The sequence below is a fragment of the Flavobacterium gawalongense genome (assembly GCF_007097265.1).
GTDB lineage: Bacteria > Bacteroidota > Bacteroidia > Flavobacteriales > Flavobacteriaceae > Flavobacterium > Flavobacterium gawalongense.
Map to the genome: position 1 here is coordinate 1 of NZ_VJZP01000009.1, position 20,967 is coordinate 20,967.

A 20,967-nucleotide genomic window follows, 5' to 3' on the forward strand; every position below is an offset into this window, starting at 1 on the left:
ATTTATGCTTTATAAATGTACAAACGACGAAAATTGTATTCGAAATGATTTTAGTCCGCATTACGGATAGTCATAAATTTTTTTATTGAATTTCATTTGGCTAACATGGATCAGTTGATAGGTTTGTTATAATTACTTGTTTTTTTTAAAGCATTAAAAATCAGTATGTTAATTGTGAGTTAAACTGCTCTTTTAGATTTGTTTGAAATAGAATTCGCCTTATCTTTGAGTATGGTTTTGGTTTGTTCTTGAGTATGGCCATCTGCAAAGAGTAGCGTATTTGATAGTTAGTTGTATCGAAAGGTATAACTGATAATAACAAACCAAAGTCTGAATCGGAGGCCCTTTAAAAAGGCCTCCTTTTTTGTGGTTATTTCTCCAGTATGGACTTTTTAAAAATTTGATTTTTTGAAAATAATTACCATAAATCTTTTTATTAGATTTTACTTGGCTAACATAGATCAGTTGATGCGTTTTAGTATAGGTATTGCTTTTTAAAGCATTAAAAATAAATATGTTAATTACGAGTTAAAGTGCTATATTAGAATTGTTTGAAATAGAATTCTCCGTATCTTTGAGTATGATTTTGGTTTGTTCTTGAGTATGGCCATCTGCAAAGAGTAGCGTATTTGATAGTTAGTTGTATCGAAAGATATAAGCTGATAATAATAAACCAAAGTCTAAATCGGAGGTCTGTAAAAAGACCTCCTTTTTTATGGTTATTTCTCAAGTATAGTCTTTTTAAAATTTGATATTTTCAAAATAATTACCATGAATCCTTTATTGAATTTCATTGGACTAACCTGCATTAGTTGGTAAATTTGTTGTAATTTCTACTTTTTTTAAAATATTAAAAATCAACATGTTAATTGCGAGTTAAAGTATATAATTAGAGTTGTTTGGAATGAAATTCACCTTATCTTTGAGTATGATTTTGCTTTGTTCTTGAGTATGGCCATCTGCAAAGAGTAGCGTATTTGATAGTTAGTTGTATCGAAAGGTATAAGCTGATAATGACAAACCAAGGTCTGAATTGGAGGCCCTTTAAAAAGGCCTCCTTTTTTAGGACTAGATGCCAAAATATTAGTTTTTTTATTTTGCTTTTTTTCTAATATAATTGTATTAGAAACCTCTTTTATTAAAATTTACTAAACTAATTTTAGCGGGTAATACTGTCTTAATAACTGTGGTTTTAGTTTTATAAAATGACTCGTTAACGATTAGTTAAAAATCTGATTTATAGTTGTTATGGTGGAATTAAATTGTATCTTTGAGTGTGATTTTGATTAATTACTTGATATATCAACCTTACAATAAGATATGATAATTCAATAGTCAGCTATACAAGTTAAAGTATAAGTTAGATAATGGTAAATCAGAATCAACAATTGGAGGACCGTAAAGGTCCTCCTTTTTTGTTGTAAACTTTTTAGTGTTTCGTAACACTTTTTAAATTGTCTGGAAAATACAAATCAGATAAATGAGTAAATTCATCACCACGCATAAAAATGTTGATATCAACATCAGTAAAACTTTTTTTACCAGCGGCAGCCAGAAGTTCGTTGGCAGCATGCAGGGTGTTTTTATGAAAATAAAAGACCCGTTCTGATTTATCAGTTACGACCAATCCTTTCATTAGCATTTTGTTTTGGGTGGCAACTCCCGTAGGGCATTCATTAGTATTGCAGCGCAAAGCTTGAATACAACCCAATGAAAACATGAATCCACGTGCACAATTGCACATATCAGCACCAAGCGCAACAGCTTTAAGAATGGAGTAACCGGATATGATTTTACCACTACAAATAATACGTATCTTGTCTCGGATGCCAAAACGTACCAGTGTTTTATTGACAAAAATAAGTGCGGGTTCTAACGGCATTCCCACACCATCGGCAAATTCAAGAGGAGCGGCTCCCGTTCCGCCTTCGGCACCATCAACAGTAATGAAATCAGGAAAACAATTTTGAACCATTATTTCTTGGCAAATCAGTTCAAATTCGCTGGTTTCTCCAATACATAATTTGAAACCAATTGGTTTCCCATTGGACAGCAACCGTAATTTTGCAATAAATTCTACCAAACCTTTCGCATCTGAAAATGCCGAATGGCTTGGTGGAGAAAGAATAGTAGTATGTGGTTGAACGCCCCTGATTTTAGCTATTTGTTCCGTGTTTTTTGCAGCAGGTAAAACACCGCCATGTCCAGGTTTTGCTCCTTGCGATAATTTAATTTCGATCATTTTTACTTCTGGTAAATTTGCTTTTTCTGCAAATCTCCCTCCGTCAAAACTACCTCTATCATCACGACAACCAAAATAACCTGTTCCTATTTGCCAAGTAATATCGCCACCTTGTTGGTGAAATTCGGTCAAACCACCTTCTCCTGTGTTGTGATAGAATTTCCCTTTGAGAGCTCCTTTGTTTAGAGCCATGATGGCATTTTCGCTCAGGGAACCAAAGCTCATCGCAGAAATGTTTAATAATGAAGCGGAATAGGGTTGCGTACAATCAGGTCCGCCAACTAAAACTCGAGGAAGTTCTTCATTGACTGTTGCAGGAAAAATAGAATGTTTGATCCCTTCGTAACTTGATCGATTGAGGTTTAATTGTGTTCCAAATGGAGATGTTGAATCAATATTTTTTGCTCTTTGATAGGCCAGCGTTCGCTGATTTCTGGAAAAAGGTTTCCCATCGGTGGAACGTTCGATAAAATATTGCTGAATTTCAGGTGCTATCATTTCAAATAAATATCTAAAATAGCCGAATACAGGAAAGTTTCTTAAAATGGCATGTTTGTGTTGCATGCTATTGGCTAATCCAACTAATAATAGAATGGATAAAATAACTAACAAAAATAGTCCGATGTTAAAATAGAAATAAAGAACGGAAGTGATGATAAATGCAGTGATTCCTAAAACGAAAAATTTTTGTCTCATAATGAAAGTTATTTCAACTACTAAATTAGCAAGAAGATTGAAGATTTTGGGCTTTTAACGCTATTATTTGAAATGAATTGTTTTATTTCACAAAATAGAAAAACACAATTTAGAAAGAGTAGTTAGAAAAACTAAAGTACTCTTTTTTACGTAAGTGTTTTTGTCTAATTGTAATTTATTAAACATGGTTAAGAAAAAATACATTCGACTTTCTATTACTTTGAAATTATTGTTTCTCATGTTGTTTTTCACAAATACTTATTCACAATATGTATTTAGGAGTGATGCGATTCCTGAAAAAATTTCTTTACACAACTATACTACAATTACGGATGTTGGCCAAAGAAATTATAATTTTCAATTTGTAATTGAAAATTATAATTCATTGAGCCCTAAAAAGCTTAAAACTGAAAATGATGATTTAGGCTTTACTCAAAATAATTTTTGGACCAAAACGGAACTTAAAAACCCTACAGATTTATCCTTAAAATATTACTTAGAGACTGCTAGACCAATTACAGATTTGGTAGAATTATATATTGTTGATGTAGCTTCAAGAAAAATCACCAAAACTGTTAGTGGTGATAATATGCCGTATTATGAACGTAGTTTTGATAATCGAAAAACCATTTTTAAAATTGAAATAGCACCAAAATCCAGCTTGAAATTGTTTTTGCATCTAAAAAGTGATGGTGAAGTACTAAAAATGCCAATAAAACTGTATTCATCTGAAAGTTTTATAAGAATGCTTTCAAAGGAGCAATTGATTTATGGAATTTTCTATGGAATTTTGGTTATTGTAGCGATAATTTACTTCTTTTTCTTTTTTGGTTTACGCGATAAAACATTTTTGTATTATAGCTTATATGTTGTTTTTGTTGGTTTATTGCAATTTTCTTTAGATGGTTTTTTCTTTCAGATCGTTACACCTCATGGCGGCTGGTTTTCAAATCATGCGGTGTTGTTTTTTGCGATAATTGCAGCTTTTTTATCTGGGAAATACAGTGAAGTGTTTTTGAAAATAAAACAACACAGCAAAATATTTTATGCGCTGTTTAACACTAGTTATGCATTACTGTTTGTTTTATTATTTTGCGCAATACTTTTTCCTTCTGCTTTGTTGTTTTGCTATATGATGGTCAATGTGTTGGCATTGATATTTTTGATTTTGATTATTTGTTCCATTGGATACCTTTATTATAAAAAGAAGCCAATAGACTCTTTGTTTATTATTGGAATTTTCTTTTTAATTTTAGGATTTGGAGTCTTTATTCTGAATAACTTCGGTCAGGTTCCTAATAATTTTTTAACTGAAAATAGTTCTAAATTGGGTACTGGTTTAGAGATTATTTTTCTTTCTCTTTCGATGTCAAATTTAATTCGAAATCTTAAAAATGAAAAAAATGAACTGAATCGTCTTGCTTTAGTTCGTTCGGAAGAAATGAATGATTTAAAATCTTATTTTTTATCGAATATTAGTCATGAATTAAGAACACCTTTGAATGCAATTATGAATATGATTGATTCTATTTCTGTTGAGGTTCAGGATGAAAAAATCAGAAAAAATTGCCAGATTATAAAGTATTCTTCGCATAGTTTATTGAGTTCTGTCAATGATATTTTAGATTTTTCTAAAATTGAAAAAGGAGAATTAAGGCTGGAAAATGAGCAATTTGATCCGGTACAGGTTTTGGAGCATTTGAAGAATAATGCAATCAATATCGCTAAAGATAAAGGATTAGAATTTCAGTTTTCAAAATCAGATACTATTCCTGATTTTTTAATTGGAGATGTGACCCGATTGGTACAGGTGGTGAACAACGTATTGAATAATGCCATTAAATTTACAGCCATCGGTTTTGTGAAATTTACTATCGATAGCGAGTTGAAACCTAACAATAAAGCCAGTCTGATTTTGACTGTTTCGGATTCTGGTATAGGAATTTCCAAAGATAAAATGGACAGTATTTTTGATTCTTTCTCTCAAAATAATATCGATAATAAGCGAAAATTTGGCGGACTTGGATTAGGACTTTACATCGTTAAGACTTTGGTCGATATGCAAAACGGAACTATTGTAATGGATAGTATAATCAATGAAGGAACCAGCTGCGTTATTACAATAGATTTTGATATCTCGCCAGAAAAGAAAAAGACGGAAGTTCCGGTTAAAACTGTTATTGAAGATTTACAAGGGAAATCCCTTTTAGTAGTTGAAGACAATCCGATCAATCAAATGGTCATAAAAATGATCACCAAAAAATGGCTAAATACGACTGTTGTTTATGCCGGCAATGGTCAGGAAGCATTGGAAGCATTTAAAATAAATCAATTTGATATTGTATTAATGGATCTTCAAATGCCAGTTATGGATGGCTATGAAGCCACGATCGCAATTAGAAATGGTGAAGCAGGAGCAGATAACAGCAATATTCCAATCATTGCGGTAACCGCTGACGTGATGGAAACCACAAAGCAGCGTGTTAAGGAAATAGGAATGAATGATTATTTGTCTAAACCAATTAAGAAAGAAACCTTATATGAGGCAGTTAAAAGGTTAATTTAACTGTAACGCAATCGAACATAAACGTGTTTAATTCCTTTTTTATCCGAATCTCTTTCATCGATTTCAAGAATATCAGTAAGAGATTTAAGCATAGGAGTTAATTTTGCAAAGCCATAATTTCTTGGGTCGAATTCAGGTTTTTTCTTCACAATGAGGTTTCCTACATCTCCAAGAAAAGCCCAGCCACTGTCATCAGCAATGTCTTCGATGGTTGATTCTATCAATTCGATGGTTTGTACATCGACTTTGTTTAAGCTTTTAGGTGTTGCTTTTTTTGCATCTGAGGCAGTTCTTTTTGGTAATTTCTTTTTAATGGCGCCATCCAAAACTTCAATATAAATAAATCTATCGCAGGCAACAATAAATGAATTGGGCGTTTTTTGTTCTCCAATTCCAATGACTTTCATTCCGGATTCTCTCAGTCGGATTGCTAAACGTGTAAAATCAGAATCACTGGAAACAATACAAAAACCATCTACTTTATCCGAATACAATAGATCCATGGCGTCAATAATCATCGCTGAATCCGAAGAATTTTTACCCACCGTGTAACTGTATTGTTGAATAGGAGTAATGGCATGTTCCAATAAAACACTTTTCCAACCTCCGGCATTTGGTTTGGTCCAATCGGCATAAATACGTTTGGTTGTTGGTGTTCCAAATTTGGCTATTTCTTCCATCATTCCTTTCACATTACTGTAAGGAACATTGTCAGCATCAATGAGAACGGCCAATTTTAATTCTTTTGTATCTTGTGACATAAATTTCTAATGTTGAAATATTTATTCAAATATACAAAGTTTATTCCTGAATACGCTTTTTAGCCCTGATCGAAACGGCATCCTTTTGTGCCGATTTTTCTTCGGCACAAAAGATACAGTGTAGAGCAGGAAATAGCTCCTCCCTTCGACTTCGCTCAGGATGACAAACTTTGCTTTTTACATGACACAAAGTGGGTACGAAAATAAATTTGCTTTCAATACCTTTATAAAATTTAAATAATTATTTTTGCAACTTCTTAAAATTAAAATTATTACTTGATATATTATGGTAAAAGATTTATTCGAAAGGATTCAAAACAATAAAGGACCATTAGGAAAATGGGCTTCGCAAGCGGAAGGTTATTTTGTTTTTCCTAAATTGGAAGGTGAATTGGGTCCAAGAATGCAGTTTGCTGGAAAGGATGTTTTGAACTGGAGCTTGAATGACTATTTAGGTCTTGCAAATCACCCGGAAGTTCGTAAAGCAGATGCTGATGCGGCTGCACAATATGGCGCGGCTTATCCAATGGGTGCCCGTATGTTGAGTGGGCATACTAAATATCATGAACAATTAGAGAATGAGTTGGCTGCTTTTGTAATGAAAGAATCGGCTTATTTATTGAATTTTGGGTACCAAGGAATGGTGTCAATTATTGATGCTTTGGTTACTAAAAATGACGTAATTGTGTATGATGTTGATGCTCATGCTTGTATCATTGACGGAGTTCGTTTGCATATGGGAAAACGTTTTACCTACAAGCACAATGACTTGGAGAGCATGGAGAAAAATCTTCAACGTGCTACAAAATTGGCTGCAGAAAATGGTGGAGGTATTCTTTTTATTACCGAAGGTGTTTTTGGAATGCGTGGGCAACAAGGAAAATTGAAAGAGATTGTTGCTATGAAGCAAAAATATAATTTCCGTTTGCTTGTAGATGATGCACATGGTTTTGGAACACTTGGTGCAACAGGTGCTGGAGCAGGTGAGGAGCAAGGTGTTCAGGATGATATTGATGTTTACTTCTCAACTTTTGCAAAATCTATGGCTAATATTGGTGCTTTTGTGGCGGCTGATGCAGCAATCATTGACTACCTAAAATATAATTTGCGTTCGCAAATGTTTGCTAAAGCATTACCAATGATTCAAACAATTGGTTCGTTGAAGCGATTGGAATTGTTGCGAAATTCATCAGAATTAAAAGATAAACTTTGGGTAATCGTTAATGCTTTACAAAGCGGATTACGTTCTAGAAATTTCAATATTGGTGATACTAATACGTGTGTTACACCAGTTTATCTTGAAGGAAGTGTGCCAGAAGCGATGGTTATGGTAAATGATTTGAGAGAAAATTACGGAATTTTCTTGTCGATTGTGATTTATCCTGTGATTCCAAAAGGAATTATTTTGTTAAGAATGACACCTACTGCTTCACATACTTTAGCTGATATTGATGAAACACTAACTGCTTTTGAAGCGATCCGTGAAAAATTAGAAAACGGAACGTATAAAGAAATTGCATCACGAACTAAAGTTGATTTGGACGCTTAGTTCAGTGTTGAAGTTTTATATAAAAAATCCATCAGTCTTGACTGATGGATTTTTTTTGGAATGAATTTAGCTATGAATCCGTACATTTATAAAACTAAAATGGGAAGTTTATGAAAAAAGTAATTTTATTAGGGGTTGTCTTTATGAGTATTCTAGTTTCTTGTAAAAAAGAAAAAGAAATGGAAGAAGCTCCGGCTGCATCAGAAAAAATAGCTGTTGAAGAACCTGTATCCGAAGAATGTTACAGCGCAATTATAAAAAAGGATACGATTTCAATGACTTTGACTATAAAGGGGGATCAATTGACTTCGGGGAAATTGAGTTATAATTTCTATGAGAAAGACAAAAGTTTTGGAACATTAGTTGGAAAAATAAAAGGAGATACGCTTTTTGCGGATTATGCATTCATGTCTGAGGGTATTGCCACCGTTCGCCAAGTTGCTTTCTTGAAAAAAGGGAATACATATGTTGAAGGTTATGGGGATGTTACAGATGATAATAAAGGGAAAGTAATTTTTAAAGATGTAATACAATTAAAATTTGAAGGGAATATAGTTTTGTCAAAAGTGGATTGTAAAATGTGATTTTTGTTATAAAAAGCAACCATCTATAACTAAAAAATCCATTAGCTACGGCCGATGGATTTTTTAGTTTTAGATGGTTGTTACAAATTCTTTAAAAAAGTGCATCTGCGTTTATGAATTACAGGATCAAAATGTTTCCACAAGTTGTGAACGGCCATATTTTCAGCTAATTCAGGCGTTCTAAAACAATTAATAACTCCCTTTTCTTTAAAAGTTTCGTAGTATTCTTTAAATATGATTGCTGTAACTGCTTTGTTTTGGTATTCCGGGAGAACACCGATAAGATAAAAAATCACATCTTTACTATGCTTTTTTGCTTTCAGCAAATGCAGGAATCCAAAGGGGAATAGTTTTCCTTTTGATTTTTGCAATGCTTCCGAAAAAGAAGGCATCACAATACTAAAAGCAATAATATTATGGTCTTTATCTTCTACAAATTTGATGAATTCAGGATTGATAAAACTGATGTATTTTTTCTTGAAATATTCTTTTTGTGTGTCTGAAATGGCTACGAAAGAGGATAAAGAAGCATACGATTTATTGAATAAATCAAACATTTTATCCACATGAGGCATCACTTCTTTGGTGGTTTTAAAATTAAGCGGACTTAATTGGTATCTTCTTTTTACCAAATCATTAGCCTTTTCGAAAAATTCCGGTTTTACATTTGCAAATGGAAATTTACTTTCAATGTATTCTTTCTCTTTAACGTAGCCCAATTGCTCAAAATGACTGGCGTAATACGGATGATTGTACCACGTAATCATAGTTCCTATTTCGTCAAAACCTTCGGTAAGAACACCTACTTTATCTAAATTTGAGAATCCCATTGGACCTTCAACGTGTTCTAAATTGTTTTTTCGACCTAATTCATAGACTTTTTCAAGTAATGCTTTTGTCACTTCAATATCATCAATGACATCAAACCAACCAAAACGAACTTTCTTTTTTTGTTGGTCATTTACTTCGCTCCAATTGATTATGGCAGCGATTCTGCCTACAATTTCATTGTTTTTGTATGCCATATAAAAATACGCTTCGGCATTTTCGAAAGAGGGATTTTTAGTTTTATCAAAGGTTTCCAGTTCATCTGCGATGATCGGTGGAACCCAATAATTGTTGTCTTTGTATAAAGAAAAAGGGAACTTGATATAATCCGTTAGCTCGCTTTTGGTTTTGGCTTCTTTTATTGTAATCATGGTAGTTTTGGCTTGTGATTTCTATCCCTTTTTTGTTTTTTTTGCTCTTTTCTTAGCTTTTTTATCGGAATCGTTATTGTCTAAATTAATTCTGACTTCATTATAATTAGCGTCATAGCGCCAAGAAAATCCAACGCCTCCATAAAGAACAGAAGGAGTGTCTTTGAAATTGGTACTTATGGATGCGTCAATTTGCATGTCTTTATTCAGTAAATAAGCGGCGCCTCCTCTCACAATAGCATCGCTGTAAAAATCGCTTTTGAAACCTTGGTTTTCTATAAATCCAGACCATTTATCGTTGAATCCTCTTGTTAAGGTCAACACATAGCCATAACTTGGAAAATCAGTAGTGACATAATCTGCTATGATATTAGTTACAAAAACCCAACTTCCGTCACCTAAATGGTTTTGGGTAATCAACATAATTTTTGGTGATATGTTGGATTCAGGAGAAAAAGAATATGGATTATCGGCCATAGTAAAATTAGCTCCTGCAAATACCGAAACGGCAGGGATTAATTGATGCCAATTGAAAGTTCGATTGGCTTTCCAACTGTATACATTTACTTTTTTTTCGTAATTTTTGAAAGGATCGTAAATCAAATATTTAGCTCCTAAAATGGTTTGTTTTAGTGCTGATCTATTGGTGTTACTGAACAATGTTGTGAATTTCTCGTTTTGGTATTGCAAATCGGCTATTAATTCTAATTTTTCCATAAATAACCCCCATCTTAATGTGACATCCAGACCAAAACCATTAGCGTCATAATTCAATAAACTATGATTTTCTTTTATGCCATAAATGCCGGTTTCTATTTGAATAACAGATTTTCCAACTGCAAAAGCTGACATTGTTTCACCGGGTCTATTGGAGTTGATTTGATCCGTATGCTGGCCATAATGAATGCATGGAATCATAAAAATGGCAGAGACAAGTAAGATTTTGATTTTGAACATATTATTTTTTTTGGGTTAAAAAGTAATAACGCTTTTCAAATGTACTATATTTTATTATTTATTTAAGAATGATATTTTAATTTTGAATGTTGGATTTGTTAATTTTGCAAAAAATATTTTAATTATGCAAACTGCTTCTTTTTCCGGTTTTATAAAAGCACTTTTTTATATGGTTGCTTTCTATTACATTTTTAAATTTTTGGCGAAGTTATTCCTGCCTTTATTAGTTAAAAAAGTAGTGGAGAAAGCGGGGCAAAATTTTCAGCAACAGCAACAAAATGCGCAGGATAATTCTTGGAATACAACACAAAGTAAAGACGAAGTGATTTATAATACTGCGAATGCCAAAAATCCGCGTGAAACCAAAAAAGTAGGAGAATATGTTGATTACGAAGAAATAGATTAAATTTGTCGTAAAACATAGCTCTCATACTGTAAACCAAACCTTCAAAAATTGAAAATAATAAATAAGTTCTATCCGCACGCGCTGGCCATACTTGGTTTTGTACTCCTATCTCTAATCTATTTTTATCCTGTATTGCAGGGAAAACAAATTTTTCAATCGGATATTGCCCAATACACGGGAATGGCCAAAGAGCAAAACGACTTTAGAGCCTCAGATCATGTGGAACCTTATTGGACAAATTCAGCTTTTGGAGGAATGCCTACCTATCAATTAGGAGCAAAATATCCTCATGATTATATTGGAATGATTGATGATGTGTTACGATTTTTACCTCGTCCCGCCGATTATTTATTTCTGTATTTTCTTGGCTTTTATGGATTAATGCTGGTTTTAAAAATTGATCCTTTGAAAGCCTTTTTTGGTGCATTGGCTTTTGGTTTTTCGACGTATTTGATAATTATACTTGGTGTTGGGCATAATGCCAAAGCGCATGCCATTGCCTATATGCCGCTAGTTATTGCCGGTTTTATTTTAGTGTTTCGAAAAAAATACATTTTAGGTGGTTTACTCACGATGTTTGCCACTGCATTAGAAATTAATGCGAACCACTTCCAGATGACTTATTATTTGTTGCTTTTCTTATTGATACTTTCCGGTTATTTTATTTTTCCGGCTGTAAAAGAGAAGGAATATAAATCACTATTATATTCGTTTGGAGTTCTTGCGGTAGCAGGAATTTTTGCATTGGGTGCTAATGCAACAAATTTATTGGCCACAGCAGAGTATGCGGATTTTAGTACTCGCGGTAAAAGTGAATTAACTTTTAATCCTGACGGTTCAAAAACGACTAGTAATAGTGCAATGACTCGGGATTATATTACGGAATACAGTTACGGGATAGCTGAAAGTTTCAATCTTATTGCTCCAAGACTTTTTGGAGGTTCTAATAATGAAGCTCTTGGGACAGATAGTAAGATGTATAATTTTATGATTGGTCAAGGAGTACCTGAAGCACAGGCGAACGATTTTGTTTCGGGAATGCCAACGTATTGGGGTGATCAGCCTATTGTAGCTGCGCCAGCATATATTGGAGCAGTCGTTTTCTTTTTGGGAATCTTAGCTTTGTTTATTGATAAGCGAAAAATTAAATATGTATTTCTTTCTGGGGCAATCGTAGCATTAGTACTTTCTTGGGGTAAAAATTTCCCTATTTTGACAGACTTTTTTATCGATTACGTTCCTATGTACAATAAGTTTAGAGCGGTTTCTTCGATACAAGTAATTTTAGAATTATGTTTTCCTGTTTTAGCGATTATGGGATTACAATCTTTTTTCAAATTAGAAAAAGAGCTGCAATGGAAAGCCTTGTGGCAATCTGGAACTGTAGCCTTAGGAGCTATTTTGATATTGTTTTTCTCTAAAAGCATGTTTAGTTTTTCCGGCGGAAGTGATAGTTATTTTCTGGAAAGTTATGGGCCTGGTTTTGTTGATGCGCTCAAGGAAGACAGAAGGAGTTTGTATAGTGCCGATTTGTTACGTTCCGGTTTCTTTATTTTGCTTTCAGCTGGGGTTTTATGGTTGTTTATAAAAAATAGATTGGCCTCAAATACGGCTATAATTTTTGTGGGTCTTTTAATGATTTTTGACTTATTTTTTGTAGATAAAAAATATGTTTCAGGTAAAGATTTTATGAGCGGAAGAGAAGTTGAAGCTCCGTTTCAGGAAAAACCTTCGGATGTTGAGATTCTTAAAGACACGACTCATTACCGAGTTTTTGAAGTAAGTGGTAATTTATCAAGCGCCAGAACTTCTTATTTCCATAAATCTATAGGAGGTTATAGTGCGGTTAAACCAAGGAGAATGCAGCAATTATTTGATTACCAAATTGCCAAAAGTAATATGGAAATTCTGAATATGCTTAATGTGAAATATGTAATTCAAACGGATAAAGAAGGAAAAGAATTCCCAACTTCGAATCCGAATGCTAACGGAAATGCTTGGTTTGTGAGTGAAGTAAAATTAGTGAATTCTGCTGATGAAGAAATGAAAGCATTGGATAGTTTAGATTCTAAAAATGTGGTAGTAGTCAATCAAAAAGAATTTGAAATAAAAAATAAGGCTTTCGCCAAAGACAGTCTTGCGACAATAACTTTAGATTCACATAAACCCAATGACTTGAAATACACATCAATCAATTCAAATGAAGGTTTGGCAGTTTTCTCTGAAATGTATTATGGAAAAGGCTGGAATGCCTATGTAGACGGCAAAAAAACAGACCACTTCCGAGTTGATTACGTTTTAAGAGGACTGCAAATTCCAGCTGGAAAACACACCATAGAATTTAAATTTGAACCTCAAGTTGTAAAAACTGGAGGTACCATTGTATTGTTTAGTTCTATAGGTATGTTATTGCTTTTGGTTGGTGGAATTTATTTTGAAAGAAAAAAAAATCGTGGTAATTAGCTAGAGACGCACTGCAGTGCGTCTCTATCATAAAACAAATAAATTGAAACCAGAACCAAAGAAAATCTTAATAATTACCTATTATTGGCCACCGGCTGGGGGACCTGGCGTTCAACGTTGGTTGAAATTTGTGAAATATTTACCTGATTTTGGAATTCAGCCCATCGTATATATTCCTGAGAACCCAACGTATCCAATTGTTGATGAAAATTTAGTAAAAGAGGTTTCCGATAAAGCAATTATTTTAAAGCATAAAATTTTTGAACCGTATCAATTAGCTTCGTTTTTTTCGAAGAATAAAACCAAAAAAATCAGTTCTGGAATTATCCCAAATCAAAAAAAACAATCTTTTTTAGATAAAACGTTTCTTTGGATTCGTGGCAATCTTTTTATTCCGGATGCCCGTGTTTTTTGGGTAAAACCATCCGTTTCTTATTTAGAAAAATACATTAGAGAAAATAATATTGATACCATTGTTACTTCGGGTCCGCCACACAGTTTGCATCTCATTGGATTAGAGCTAAAACAAAAATTAGATTTAAAATGGTTTGCTGATTTTCGGGATCCTTGGACGACCATTGGCTATCACAAATCGTTGCGATTATCAGATTATGCCGCCAAAAAACACAAAGCATTAGAACATCAGGTTTTAAATACGGCAGACACGATTATAGTAACGAGCAAAACCACAAAAACAGAATTTCAAGCCATTACAAACAAACCTATTACAGTTATAACGAATGGGTATGATACGGAAAATGTCGTGAAACAAACCTTGGATTCAAAATTTAGTTTAGCCCACATTGGTTCTTTTCTTTCCGAAAGAAATCCTTTGATTTTATGGGAAAGTTTGGTTGAATTAATTAATGAGATTCCGGATTTCAAATCACATTTAGAAATAAAACTGATAGGGGCAGTAAGTCAGGAAGTATTGGAAGCCATAACTCAATTTGGCTTAAATCCGTATTTGAATAATTTAGGTTATGTTTCCCATGCGGAAGCGATTGCACATCAAAGAAAATCACAGGTTTTATTACTTATCGAAATCAATTCCGAAGATACAAAGAGTATTATTCCGGGAAAATTATTCGAATATATGGTTTCTAACAGACCAATTATAGCGATTGGGCCAAGTGGTTCTGATTTTGCTGAAATCATAACTGAAACCAATACAGGCGTGTTTTTTAATTATTCAGAAAAGATGAGATTAAAAGGTGTAATTTTGGACTTTTATAATCAGTTTTTGGAAGGGAAATTACAAGCAAATGGAGTAGGGTTACAACGCTATTCCAGAAAAAACCTTACCAAAGAATTAGTACAATTGATTCAATAAAAAGCCGAAGTTCTTGCAACTTTAAATCTTAAACTTTAAACTCCTAGAATGGGAATAGTATTAAATCAGTCTTTAAAAAACACCATAATAACCTATATTGGCTTTGGTATTGGAGCCATAAACACACTCTATTTGTATCCTATTTTTTTAGGAGCTACCTATTATGCTTTGACAAATTATATTCTTTCGGCAGCTAATGTTATCATGCCTTTATTTGCCATAGGAATGCAAAATACTTTGGTGAAGTTTTATTCACAATACGAATCCGATGAGGAAAGATCCCGATTTTTATCTTTTACGGTATTATTCCCTTTGTTTTTGTGTATTCCATTATTGCTGATTGGTTTGTTTTTCTTTGATGACATTTCAATTTTTTTATCCAAGAAAAATCCGGTTGTTAAAGAGTTTATTTGGCTTATTCCATTCATAGGATTGTGTATGGCTTATTTTGAAATTTTTTACGCTTGGGCAAGAGTTCATATGCATTCTGTTTTTGGTAATTTTATCAAGGAAGTGGGACTTCGATTATTTTCGTTGTTTGCTTTGATAGGAGTGTATTATAAATGGATTTCGGTTATAGAATTTGTTTATGTTACTGCAGGAATTTATTTTTTGGCTTTAATGATTACGATGCTATATGCATTTAATATTAAAAAGCCAGTTTTTCAATTTGCCATTCCACACAATGTAAAAAATATAATGGAGTATACCTTTTATATTATTTTATCCGGAAGTGTTGCTAATTTACTTTTGGATGGTGATAAAATGATGCTCAATCAATATATGATTATTGAAAATATCGCTTATTATTCAGTAGCGACATATATTGCCTTAGTTATATCCGTTCCCAGTCGTGCGATGCACCAAATTGTTTATCCAATTACCGCAAGGTTAATGCACGAGAATAAACATGATGAATTAAATGATCTCTATAAAAAAACATCCATTAATCTCCAAATAGTTGGCGGCTTTGTGATGTTATGTATTTTTGTTAATATCAATCAGTTGTATGAATTAGTGCCTAAAGAGTATAGTGGAGGTATTTTGGTGGTTTTTATGATTGGGATTTCCAAATATTTCGACCTGATTTTAGGGAATAATAATGCTATCATTTTTAATACAAAATATTACAGAGCAGTATTGTTTCTTGGTGTATTTTTAGTTGTTTTGACTATAGTCTTGAATATGATTTTTATCCCTATATATGGTATTATGGGGTCTGCTTTTGCTACTTTATTATCGATAACCTTATATAGTCTTGCCAAATTGCTTTTTGTGGTTAAGCGCTTGGATTTATATCCTTTCACAAGTCAAACATTGTATTCTATAGCAATTACGTTTGTTTTGTTCTTACTGTTTTATTTCTGGCAGTTTCCTTTTCATCCTATAATTGGTATTGGATTAAAATCTGTTTTGGTGACCATTTTATATGTTTATATCAATTATAAATTAGTTGTTTCTACTGAAATAAACCAAGTTATGGATAAAGTATTGAAAAAGTTGAAATAATTTTTCAATTGGAATCTTCTTTTTGATCAGGAAAAAAATGTAAATAATACCATTTAGAAATATAAAACAGTCTTTTTTTCTCATCCCAGCCCTCTTTAAAGATTGGATTGTTTTATATTTCTAAATGGAATAAAAACAGATTGTTTTGTTTTTGTACTTATCCCGACATCCAATCATTTTATTAAAATAAAAAGTATCGACTTATTTACATAATAAACAATGACAACATCAAATGAACAGATGAAAGAGAATAGTAATACCATAACTTATATATTTTAGTCCAAAAAAGGAGCTGAGACGATATATTCGAATTCGCAGGTTTTCTTTACAATTTCATTGGTTAGTTTTCGTACTTCTTTTTCAATAAAATCACTAACTCCATTGAGTGATTTGTATACTTTTCCAGTAAATGCTCTTTTTATTCTCCACCATATTTTTTCTGAAGGATTGAGTTCTGGCGAATATGGCGGAATGAAAAGCAGTGCTATATTGTTTGGAATAATGAGTGTTTTTCTTTGTGGAATACTCCGTTATCGAGAATGATGAGTTTAAACTCTTCTGTATTTTCTTTTGAGAATTCGTTTAAAAAAGCTTGAAAATTAGCAGAATTGCAGTGCGACAATTCTAGTTCAAAATGATCTCCAATGAATGGAGAATAAGCTCCGAAGAGCCAAATAGCTTTAAAAACTTGCTGAAAAGTACACACCGGTTTAACACCTTGTGCCGTTAGTCCTTTCCCATTACGAGTAAACATTCCAAATCGGCTCTCATCTTGACAATACAAGTTTATTGTTTTGCATTCTTCTGGTTTTTCATTGCAGATTTTTAAAATGTAATTTTTTTTTGTAAGTATTAGATTATTTAACTTTATTAAAAATGATTTTAATCGATTTTGTTTGTTGCTTCATAGATTATTTTGTAAATTAGTTATCAAATGTAAAATAATAATTTAGACTTATTTACATAATAAACAACGACAACATCAAGTGAACAGATGACAGGGCAAACGCATGAGTTTAAACATGGTTTAAAAAAATATATACTGGTGCGTTTGCCCTGGAACAGATGAAAGAGATAAGCTTAAAGTCAAAGATATTTAGATTACCCTTTTTGATATGTCAATAAACTTTGAATCTCTGCTATAGCTAGAACAAAGATTAGTATCTATGTAAGTAAGTTGAAAAAAGTATAAAAATCACTAAAAGTGGGTATTGTGGAAACGAGGTATAGCCCTTATTTTTGCAGATATTATTTTTACAAAATATTTAAAGACAATAATAAATAGCTAAAGTAATTTACCCCAATGATTATGAAAAGCCATCAATACATAAACGAAGAAAGTTTACAAAAGTTTTCTAACATCTTAGCGAATAAAATCCATCATGGATTTACTATTATAGAAAGAAATGATACTTTGCCTTTTGCGGTTTTATCAAAAGGTAGAAAAGAAGTAGATCACGGGTTTAATTTTTTACTTTGTTGTTTGACATTAGGTATATGGTCTGTTGGTTGGATTTATTTAACTTATGTTTCTTCCAAAGAAAAAAATATAGTGATAGCAATCGATGAAGATGGAAATACATTTGAAGAAAAATGCTATTCTGAATAGATTCCTTATAATTTATCCTTTAGGTATTTTCCAGTGATTGATTTTTTTATTTTTACGATTTCTTCGGGAGTTCCAACAGCTAATAATTGTCCTCCATTTTCTCCTCCTTCAGGGCCTAAATCAATAATCCAGTCGGCACATTTTATAAGATCAAGGTTGTGTTCAATTACAAGTATCGAATGCCCTTTGTCTATCAAAGCATCAAATGAAGCCAATAGTTTCTTAATGTCATGAAAATGCAATCCGGTTGTTGGTTCGTCAAAAACAAAAAGTGCTTTGTCTTTTGTGGCCCCTTTTACCAAGAATGAAGCCAGTTTTATACGCTGGGCTTCTCCACCGGAAAGTGTAGAAGACGATTGTCCTAATTGCACATATCCCAATCCCACATCTTGCAGCGGTTGAAGTTTTTGAGTAATTTTACTTTGCTTGTTAGCTATAAAAAAGGCAATTGCATCGTCAATAGTCATAGTAAGAATATCGTGAATGTTTTTACCTTCAAAGGCGACTTCCAAGACTTCTTTCTTAAATCGTTTTCCATTGCAGGTTTCACAAGGCAATTGCACATCAGCCATGAAAACCATTTCTACATTTATGGAACCTTCCCCTTTGCAGGTTTCGCATCTTCCGCCATCAACATTAAAAGAAAAATGTTTGGCCTGATAGCCTCTTATTTTTGATAATTTTTCCTTGGCATACAATTCTCGGATATCGTCATAAGCCTTAATATAAGTCACCGGATTAGAACGAGAACTTCTTCCAATTGGGTTTTGATCTACATATTCAATATGCTTGATTTGCGAAAATGAACCTGTCATTTCAGTAAATTGTCCTGCTTTTTCTCCTGCATTCTCCAGCTTTTTTTGCATGGCAGGAAATAGAATTTTTTTGACTAGCGTACTTTTTCCGCTTCCTGAAACTCCTGTGATAACTGTCAATACATCCAGCGGAAACGTAACATCTATATTTTGTAGATTGTTTTCTCGGGCTCCTTTTATTTCAATAAAATTCTTGAAAGGTCTTCGTCTCTTGGGAACGGTAATTTCTAAGTCGCCATTCAAATATTTCGCAGTAAGCGAAGTCGATTTTAGGATTTCATCAAATGTGCCCTGAGCGACTAAATTACCACCAAGGGTTCCCGCTTCTGGACCAATATCAATAATCATATCGGCCGCTTTCATGATATCCTCGTCATGTTCTACAACAATAACAGTATTTCCTAAATTACGAAGCGACAGTAATACTTTTATCAGACGTTCCGTATCTTTTGGGTGTAAACCAATACTGGGTTCGTCAAGAATATACATGGATCCGACTAAACTGCTTCCTAATGAGGTTGCTAAGTTGATACGTTGTGATTCCCCACCCGAAAGTGTTGCAGAGTTTCTGTTTAATGTCAGATAATCTAATCCTACTTCGGTTAAAAAGGATAATCTATTATTGATTTCCACTAATAATCGTTTTGCGATTTGTTTTTCATGGATATCTAAGTCAATACTTTCGAAAAAAGTAACCAAATGCTTAATAGGTAAGTCAACTAGATCAGAAACAGTTTTGGAATTGATCTTTACATAGGAGGCTTCTATTCGCAAGCGTTTGCCTTTGCAGGAATAACATTTGGTTTTGCCTCTATAACGAGAAAGCATCACACGGTTTTGAATCTTATAATTTTTTTCTTCTAATTCCTTAAAGAAATCATTTAAGCCTTGGAAGTAGTTATTTCCATTCCAAATCAATTCTTTTTGATCTTCAGATAATTGATAAAAAGGTTTATGGATGGGAAAATCGAATTTGTAAGCGTTGTTTACCAATTCGTCCCGAAACCAGCTCATACTTTCGCCTCTCCAAGGAAAAATGGCGTTTTCGTATACAGATAAGGTCGTATTTGGTACCACTAATTCGGCATCAATTCCTATAATATTTCCGTAACCTTCACATACAGGACACGCTCCGTAAGGATTGTTGAAACTGAATAAATGTACATTTGGTTCTAGGAAGGTAATACCGTCCAATTCGAAATTATTAGAATAAGAAAACTTTTTATCCGAATTTAATTCCTGTAAATAACAAATTCCCTTGCCTTCAAAAAAAGCGGTTTGAACTGCATCAGCAAGTCGATTATAAAATTCTTCTTCGTCTTTAACTACAATTCTGTCTATAATGAGCTTTATATCTTTATTGTCTAAAGAATGTTGGTCTATTTCGTCCAAACGAACCATTTGATTATTAACTAAAATTCGTGCAAATCCTTGTTGCAAAAGTACTTTTAGTTTGTCTTCCAGTTTTCTGCCATCTTCCAGATGAACAGGAGCAAGGAGTAGCCATTTGCTATCAATATCGAAACATTTCACATCGGTAACTACATCGGTAACCGTATTTTTTTTTACTTCTCGACCTGAAATAGGAGAATAGGTTCGTCCAATTCGGGCAAATAATAGTTTTATATAATCATAAATTTCCGTTGAAGTTCCTACTGTAGAACGGGCATTTGTAGTATTTACTTTTTGTTCAATAGCAATTGCAGGTGCAATACCTTTGATATATTCAACTTTTGGTTTGTCTAATCGACCAAGAAATTGTCGCGCATACGATGACAAACTTTCTACATATCGGCGCTGTCCTTCGGCGTACAAAGTGTCAAATGCCAGACTTGATTTTCCGGATCCGGAAAGTCCTGTAATAACAACTAATTTATTTCGAGGAATCGCAACATCTACATTTTTTAAGTTATGTACTTGTGCGCCTTTGATAATAATATTTTTCTTAGAATCTAATTTAGAAAGGTCAACTTGCATAAAAACAATTAATTTTCACAAAAGTAATCAATTTTCATCGGAGAAATTAAGTTGAGAAATCACAAATCACAAATTGGGATTTTTAATTGAATGAAATCAGAAAAGCAATTCTTGAAATTCTTTATGCTTATTAAATTTCTTGTTAAATAGTTTTATAGATGTATTTTTTAATTTTTTAAACATAATAGTTTTAAAAAAATATTTTTTCATCTTGTTATTGCGTATATTTATATCACCCGAACGTAAAATCTTAGCCTGAATTTTAACATTTTTATTCTATAGATGTTAATTTTTCTTAATT

15 protein-coding genes are annotated in these 20,967 nt (G+C 32.9%); 8 read left to right on the forward strand and 7 right to left on the reverse strand.

The genetic code is table 11. The annotated features are described in order from the left end of the window. Nucleotides 1-1,429: 1,429 nt before the first annotated feature. Nucleotides 1,430-2,938: an FMN-binding glutamate synthase family protein gene (locus FNW38_RS06785; RefSeq protein ID WP_143386391.1), complete on the reverse strand. Its 1,509-nt coding sequence runs from the start codon at nt 2,936-2,938 to the stop codon at nt 1,430-1,432. A 184-nt stretch (nt 2,939-3,122) separates the two neighbouring features. Between FNW38_RS06785 and FNW38_RS06790 the strand changes: the two genes are divergently transcribed. Further along, nucleotides 3,123-5,504 carry a hybrid sensor histidine kinase/response regulator gene (locus FNW38_RS06790; RefSeq protein WP_143386392.1) on the forward strand — a complete coding sequence of 794 codons (2,382 nt, stop codon included), beginning with the start codon at nt 3,123-3,125 and terminating at the stop codon, nt 5,502-5,504. Here FNW38_RS06790 and FNW38_RS06795 read toward each other — a convergent pair. Continuing rightward, nucleotides 5,501-6,265, reverse strand: a complete 765-nt coding sequence (locus tag FNW38_RS06795; protein ID WP_143386393.1) for an NYN domain-containing protein — start codon at nt 6,263-6,265, stop codon at nt 5,501-5,503. The two genes, FNW38_RS06790 and FNW38_RS06795, sit on opposite strands and share 4 nt — an antisense overlap. A 286-nt stretch (nt 6,266-6,551) precedes the next feature. Here FNW38_RS06795 and FNW38_RS06800 point away from each other — a divergent pair, with 286 nt between their 5' ends. Then, entirely contained in the window at nt 6,552-7,814 is a 1,263-nt protein-coding gene (locus FNW38_RS06800; protein WP_143386394.1) for an aminotransferase class I/II-fold pyridoxal phosphate-dependent enzyme, read from the forward strand. Between the two features lie 110 nt (nt 7,815-7,924). Then, nucleotides 7,925-8,398, forward strand: a complete 474-nt coding sequence (locus FNW38_RS06805) for a hypothetical protein (RefSeq protein WP_143386395.1) — start codon at nt 7,925-7,927, stop codon at nt 8,396-8,398. Nucleotides 8,399-8,478: 80 nt separating this feature from the next. Here the strand turns inward: FNW38_RS06805 and FNW38_RS06810 are convergent, their stop codons facing one another. Both FNW38_RS06810 and FNW38_RS06815 read right to left on the reverse strand, forming a co-directional pair. Further along, nucleotides 8,479-9,597 (reverse strand): GTP cyclohydrolase, encoded by a 1,119-nt coding sequence (locus FNW38_RS06810; RefSeq protein WP_143386396.1) that lies wholly within the window; start codon nt 9,595-9,597, stop codon nt 8,479-8,481. A gap of 21 nt (nt 9,598-9,618) precedes the next feature. Beyond that, the gene (locus FNW38_RS06815; protein WP_185963104.1) at nt 9,619-10,554 is read right to left on the reverse strand and encodes a transporter; all 936 of its coding nucleotides are present in this window, start codon (nt 10,552-10,554) and stop codon (nt 9,619-9,621) included. Between the two features lie 124 nt (nt 10,555-10,678). On the opposite strand from FNW38_RS06815, the gene FNW38_RS06820 reads away from it, so the two are divergent. From FNW38_RS06820 to FNW38_RS06835, 4 genes are read left to right on the forward strand one after another with little or no spacing between them, the layout of a single operon-like run. Continuing rightward, the gene (locus FNW38_RS06820) at nt 10,679-10,960 is read left to right on the forward strand and encodes a DUF4834 family protein (RefSeq protein ID WP_143386397.1); all 282 of its coding nucleotides are present in this window, start codon (nt 10,679-10,681) and stop codon (nt 10,958-10,960) included. A gap of 48 nt (nt 10,961-11,008) precedes the next feature. After that, entirely contained in the window at nt 11,009-13,423 is a 2,415-nt protein-coding gene (locus FNW38_RS06825; RefSeq protein WP_144064704.1) for a YfhO family protein, read from the forward strand. A gap of 43 nt (nt 13,424-13,466) precedes the next feature. Beyond that, entirely contained in the window at nt 13,467-14,756 is a 1,290-nt protein-coding gene (locus FNW38_RS06830) for a glycosyltransferase family 4 protein (protein ID WP_144064705.1), read from the forward strand. Between the two features lie 48 nt (nt 14,757-14,804). Next, nucleotides 14,805-16,265 (forward strand): lipopolysaccharide biosynthesis protein, encoded by a 1,461-nt coding sequence (locus FNW38_RS06835; RefSeq protein ID WP_143386400.1) that lies wholly within the window; start codon nt 14,805-14,807, stop codon nt 16,263-16,265. Between the two features lie 275 nt (nt 16,266-16,540). Here FNW38_RS06835 and FNW38_RS17975 read toward each other — a convergent pair whose 3' ends face one another. Next, nucleotides 16,541-16,789 (reverse strand): transposase, encoded by a 249-nt coding sequence (locus FNW38_RS17975; RefSeq protein ID WP_144064726.1) that lies wholly within the window; start codon nt 16,787-16,789, stop codon nt 16,541-16,543. Beyond that, entirely contained in the window at nt 16,750-17,049 is a 300-nt protein-coding gene (locus tag FNW38_RS06845; RefSeq protein WP_143386401.1) for a transposase, read from the reverse strand. The genes FNW38_RS17975 and FNW38_RS06845 overlap by 40 nt, the downstream gene beginning before the upstream one ends. Nucleotides 17,050-17,568: 519 nt before the next feature. On the opposite strand from FNW38_RS06845, the gene FNW38_RS06850 reads away from it, so the two are divergent. Next, on the forward strand, nt 17,569-17,874 hold the full coding sequence (locus FNW38_RS06850; protein WP_317130163.1) for a hypothetical protein: 306 nt from the start codon (nt 17,569-17,571) through the stop codon (nt 17,872-17,874). Between the two features lie 5 nt (nt 17,875-17,879). Here the strand turns inward: FNW38_RS06850 and uvrA are convergent, their stop codons facing one another. After that, complete coding sequence (uvrA, locus tag FNW38_RS06855) at nt 17,880-20,666, reverse strand: excinuclease ABC subunit UvrA (RefSeq protein ID WP_143386402.1); 2,787 nt, start codon at nt 20,664-20,666, stop codon at nt 17,880-17,882. Between the last annotated feature and the right edge of the window lie 301 nt (nt 20,667-20,967).

What these genes read in the sequence shown, in the direction of transcription:
- FNW38_RS06785 (WP_143386391.1), bottom strand. Translation starts at nt 2,938, where the DNA reads ATGAGACAAAAATTTTTCGTTTTAGGAATCACTGCATTTATCATCACT.
- FNW38_RS06790 (WP_143386392.1), top strand. Translation starts at nt 3,123, where the DNA reads ATGGTTAAGAAAAAATACATTCGACTTTCTATTACTTTGAAATTATTG.
- FNW38_RS06795 (WP_143386393.1), bottom strand. Translation starts at nt 6,265, where the DNA reads ATGTCACAAGATACAAAAGAATTAAAATTGGCCGTTCTCATTGATGCT.
- FNW38_RS06800 (WP_143386394.1), top strand. Translation starts at nt 6,552, where the DNA reads ATGGTAAAAGATTTATTCGAAAGGATTCAAAACAATAAAGGACCATTA.
- FNW38_RS06805 (WP_143386395.1), top strand. Translation starts at nt 7,925, where the DNA reads ATGAAAAAAGTAATTTTATTAGGGGTTGTCTTTATGAGTATTCTAGTT.
- FNW38_RS06810 (WP_143386396.1), bottom strand. Translation starts at nt 9,597, where the DNA reads ATGATTACAATAAAAGAAGCCAAAACCAAAAGCGAGCTAACGGATTAT.
- FNW38_RS06815 (WP_185963104.1), bottom strand. Translation starts at nt 10,554, where the DNA reads ATGTTCAAAATCAAAATCTTACTTGTCTCTGCCATTTTTATGATTCCA.
- FNW38_RS06820 (WP_143386397.1), top strand. Translation starts at nt 10,679, where the DNA reads ATGCAAACTGCTTCTTTTTCCGGTTTTATAAAAGCACTTTTTTATATG.
- FNW38_RS06835 (WP_143386400.1), top strand. Translation starts at nt 14,805, where the DNA reads ATGGGAATAGTATTAAATCAGTCTTTAAAAAACACCATAATAACCTAT.
- FNW38_RS06850 (WP_317130163.1), top strand. Translation starts at nt 17,569, where the DNA reads ATGATTATGAAAAGCCATCAATACATAAACGAAGAAAGTTTACAAAAG.
- uvrA (WP_143386402.1), bottom strand. Translation starts at nt 20,666, where the DNA reads ATGCAAGTTGACCTTTCTAAATTAGATTCTAAGAAAAATATTATTATC.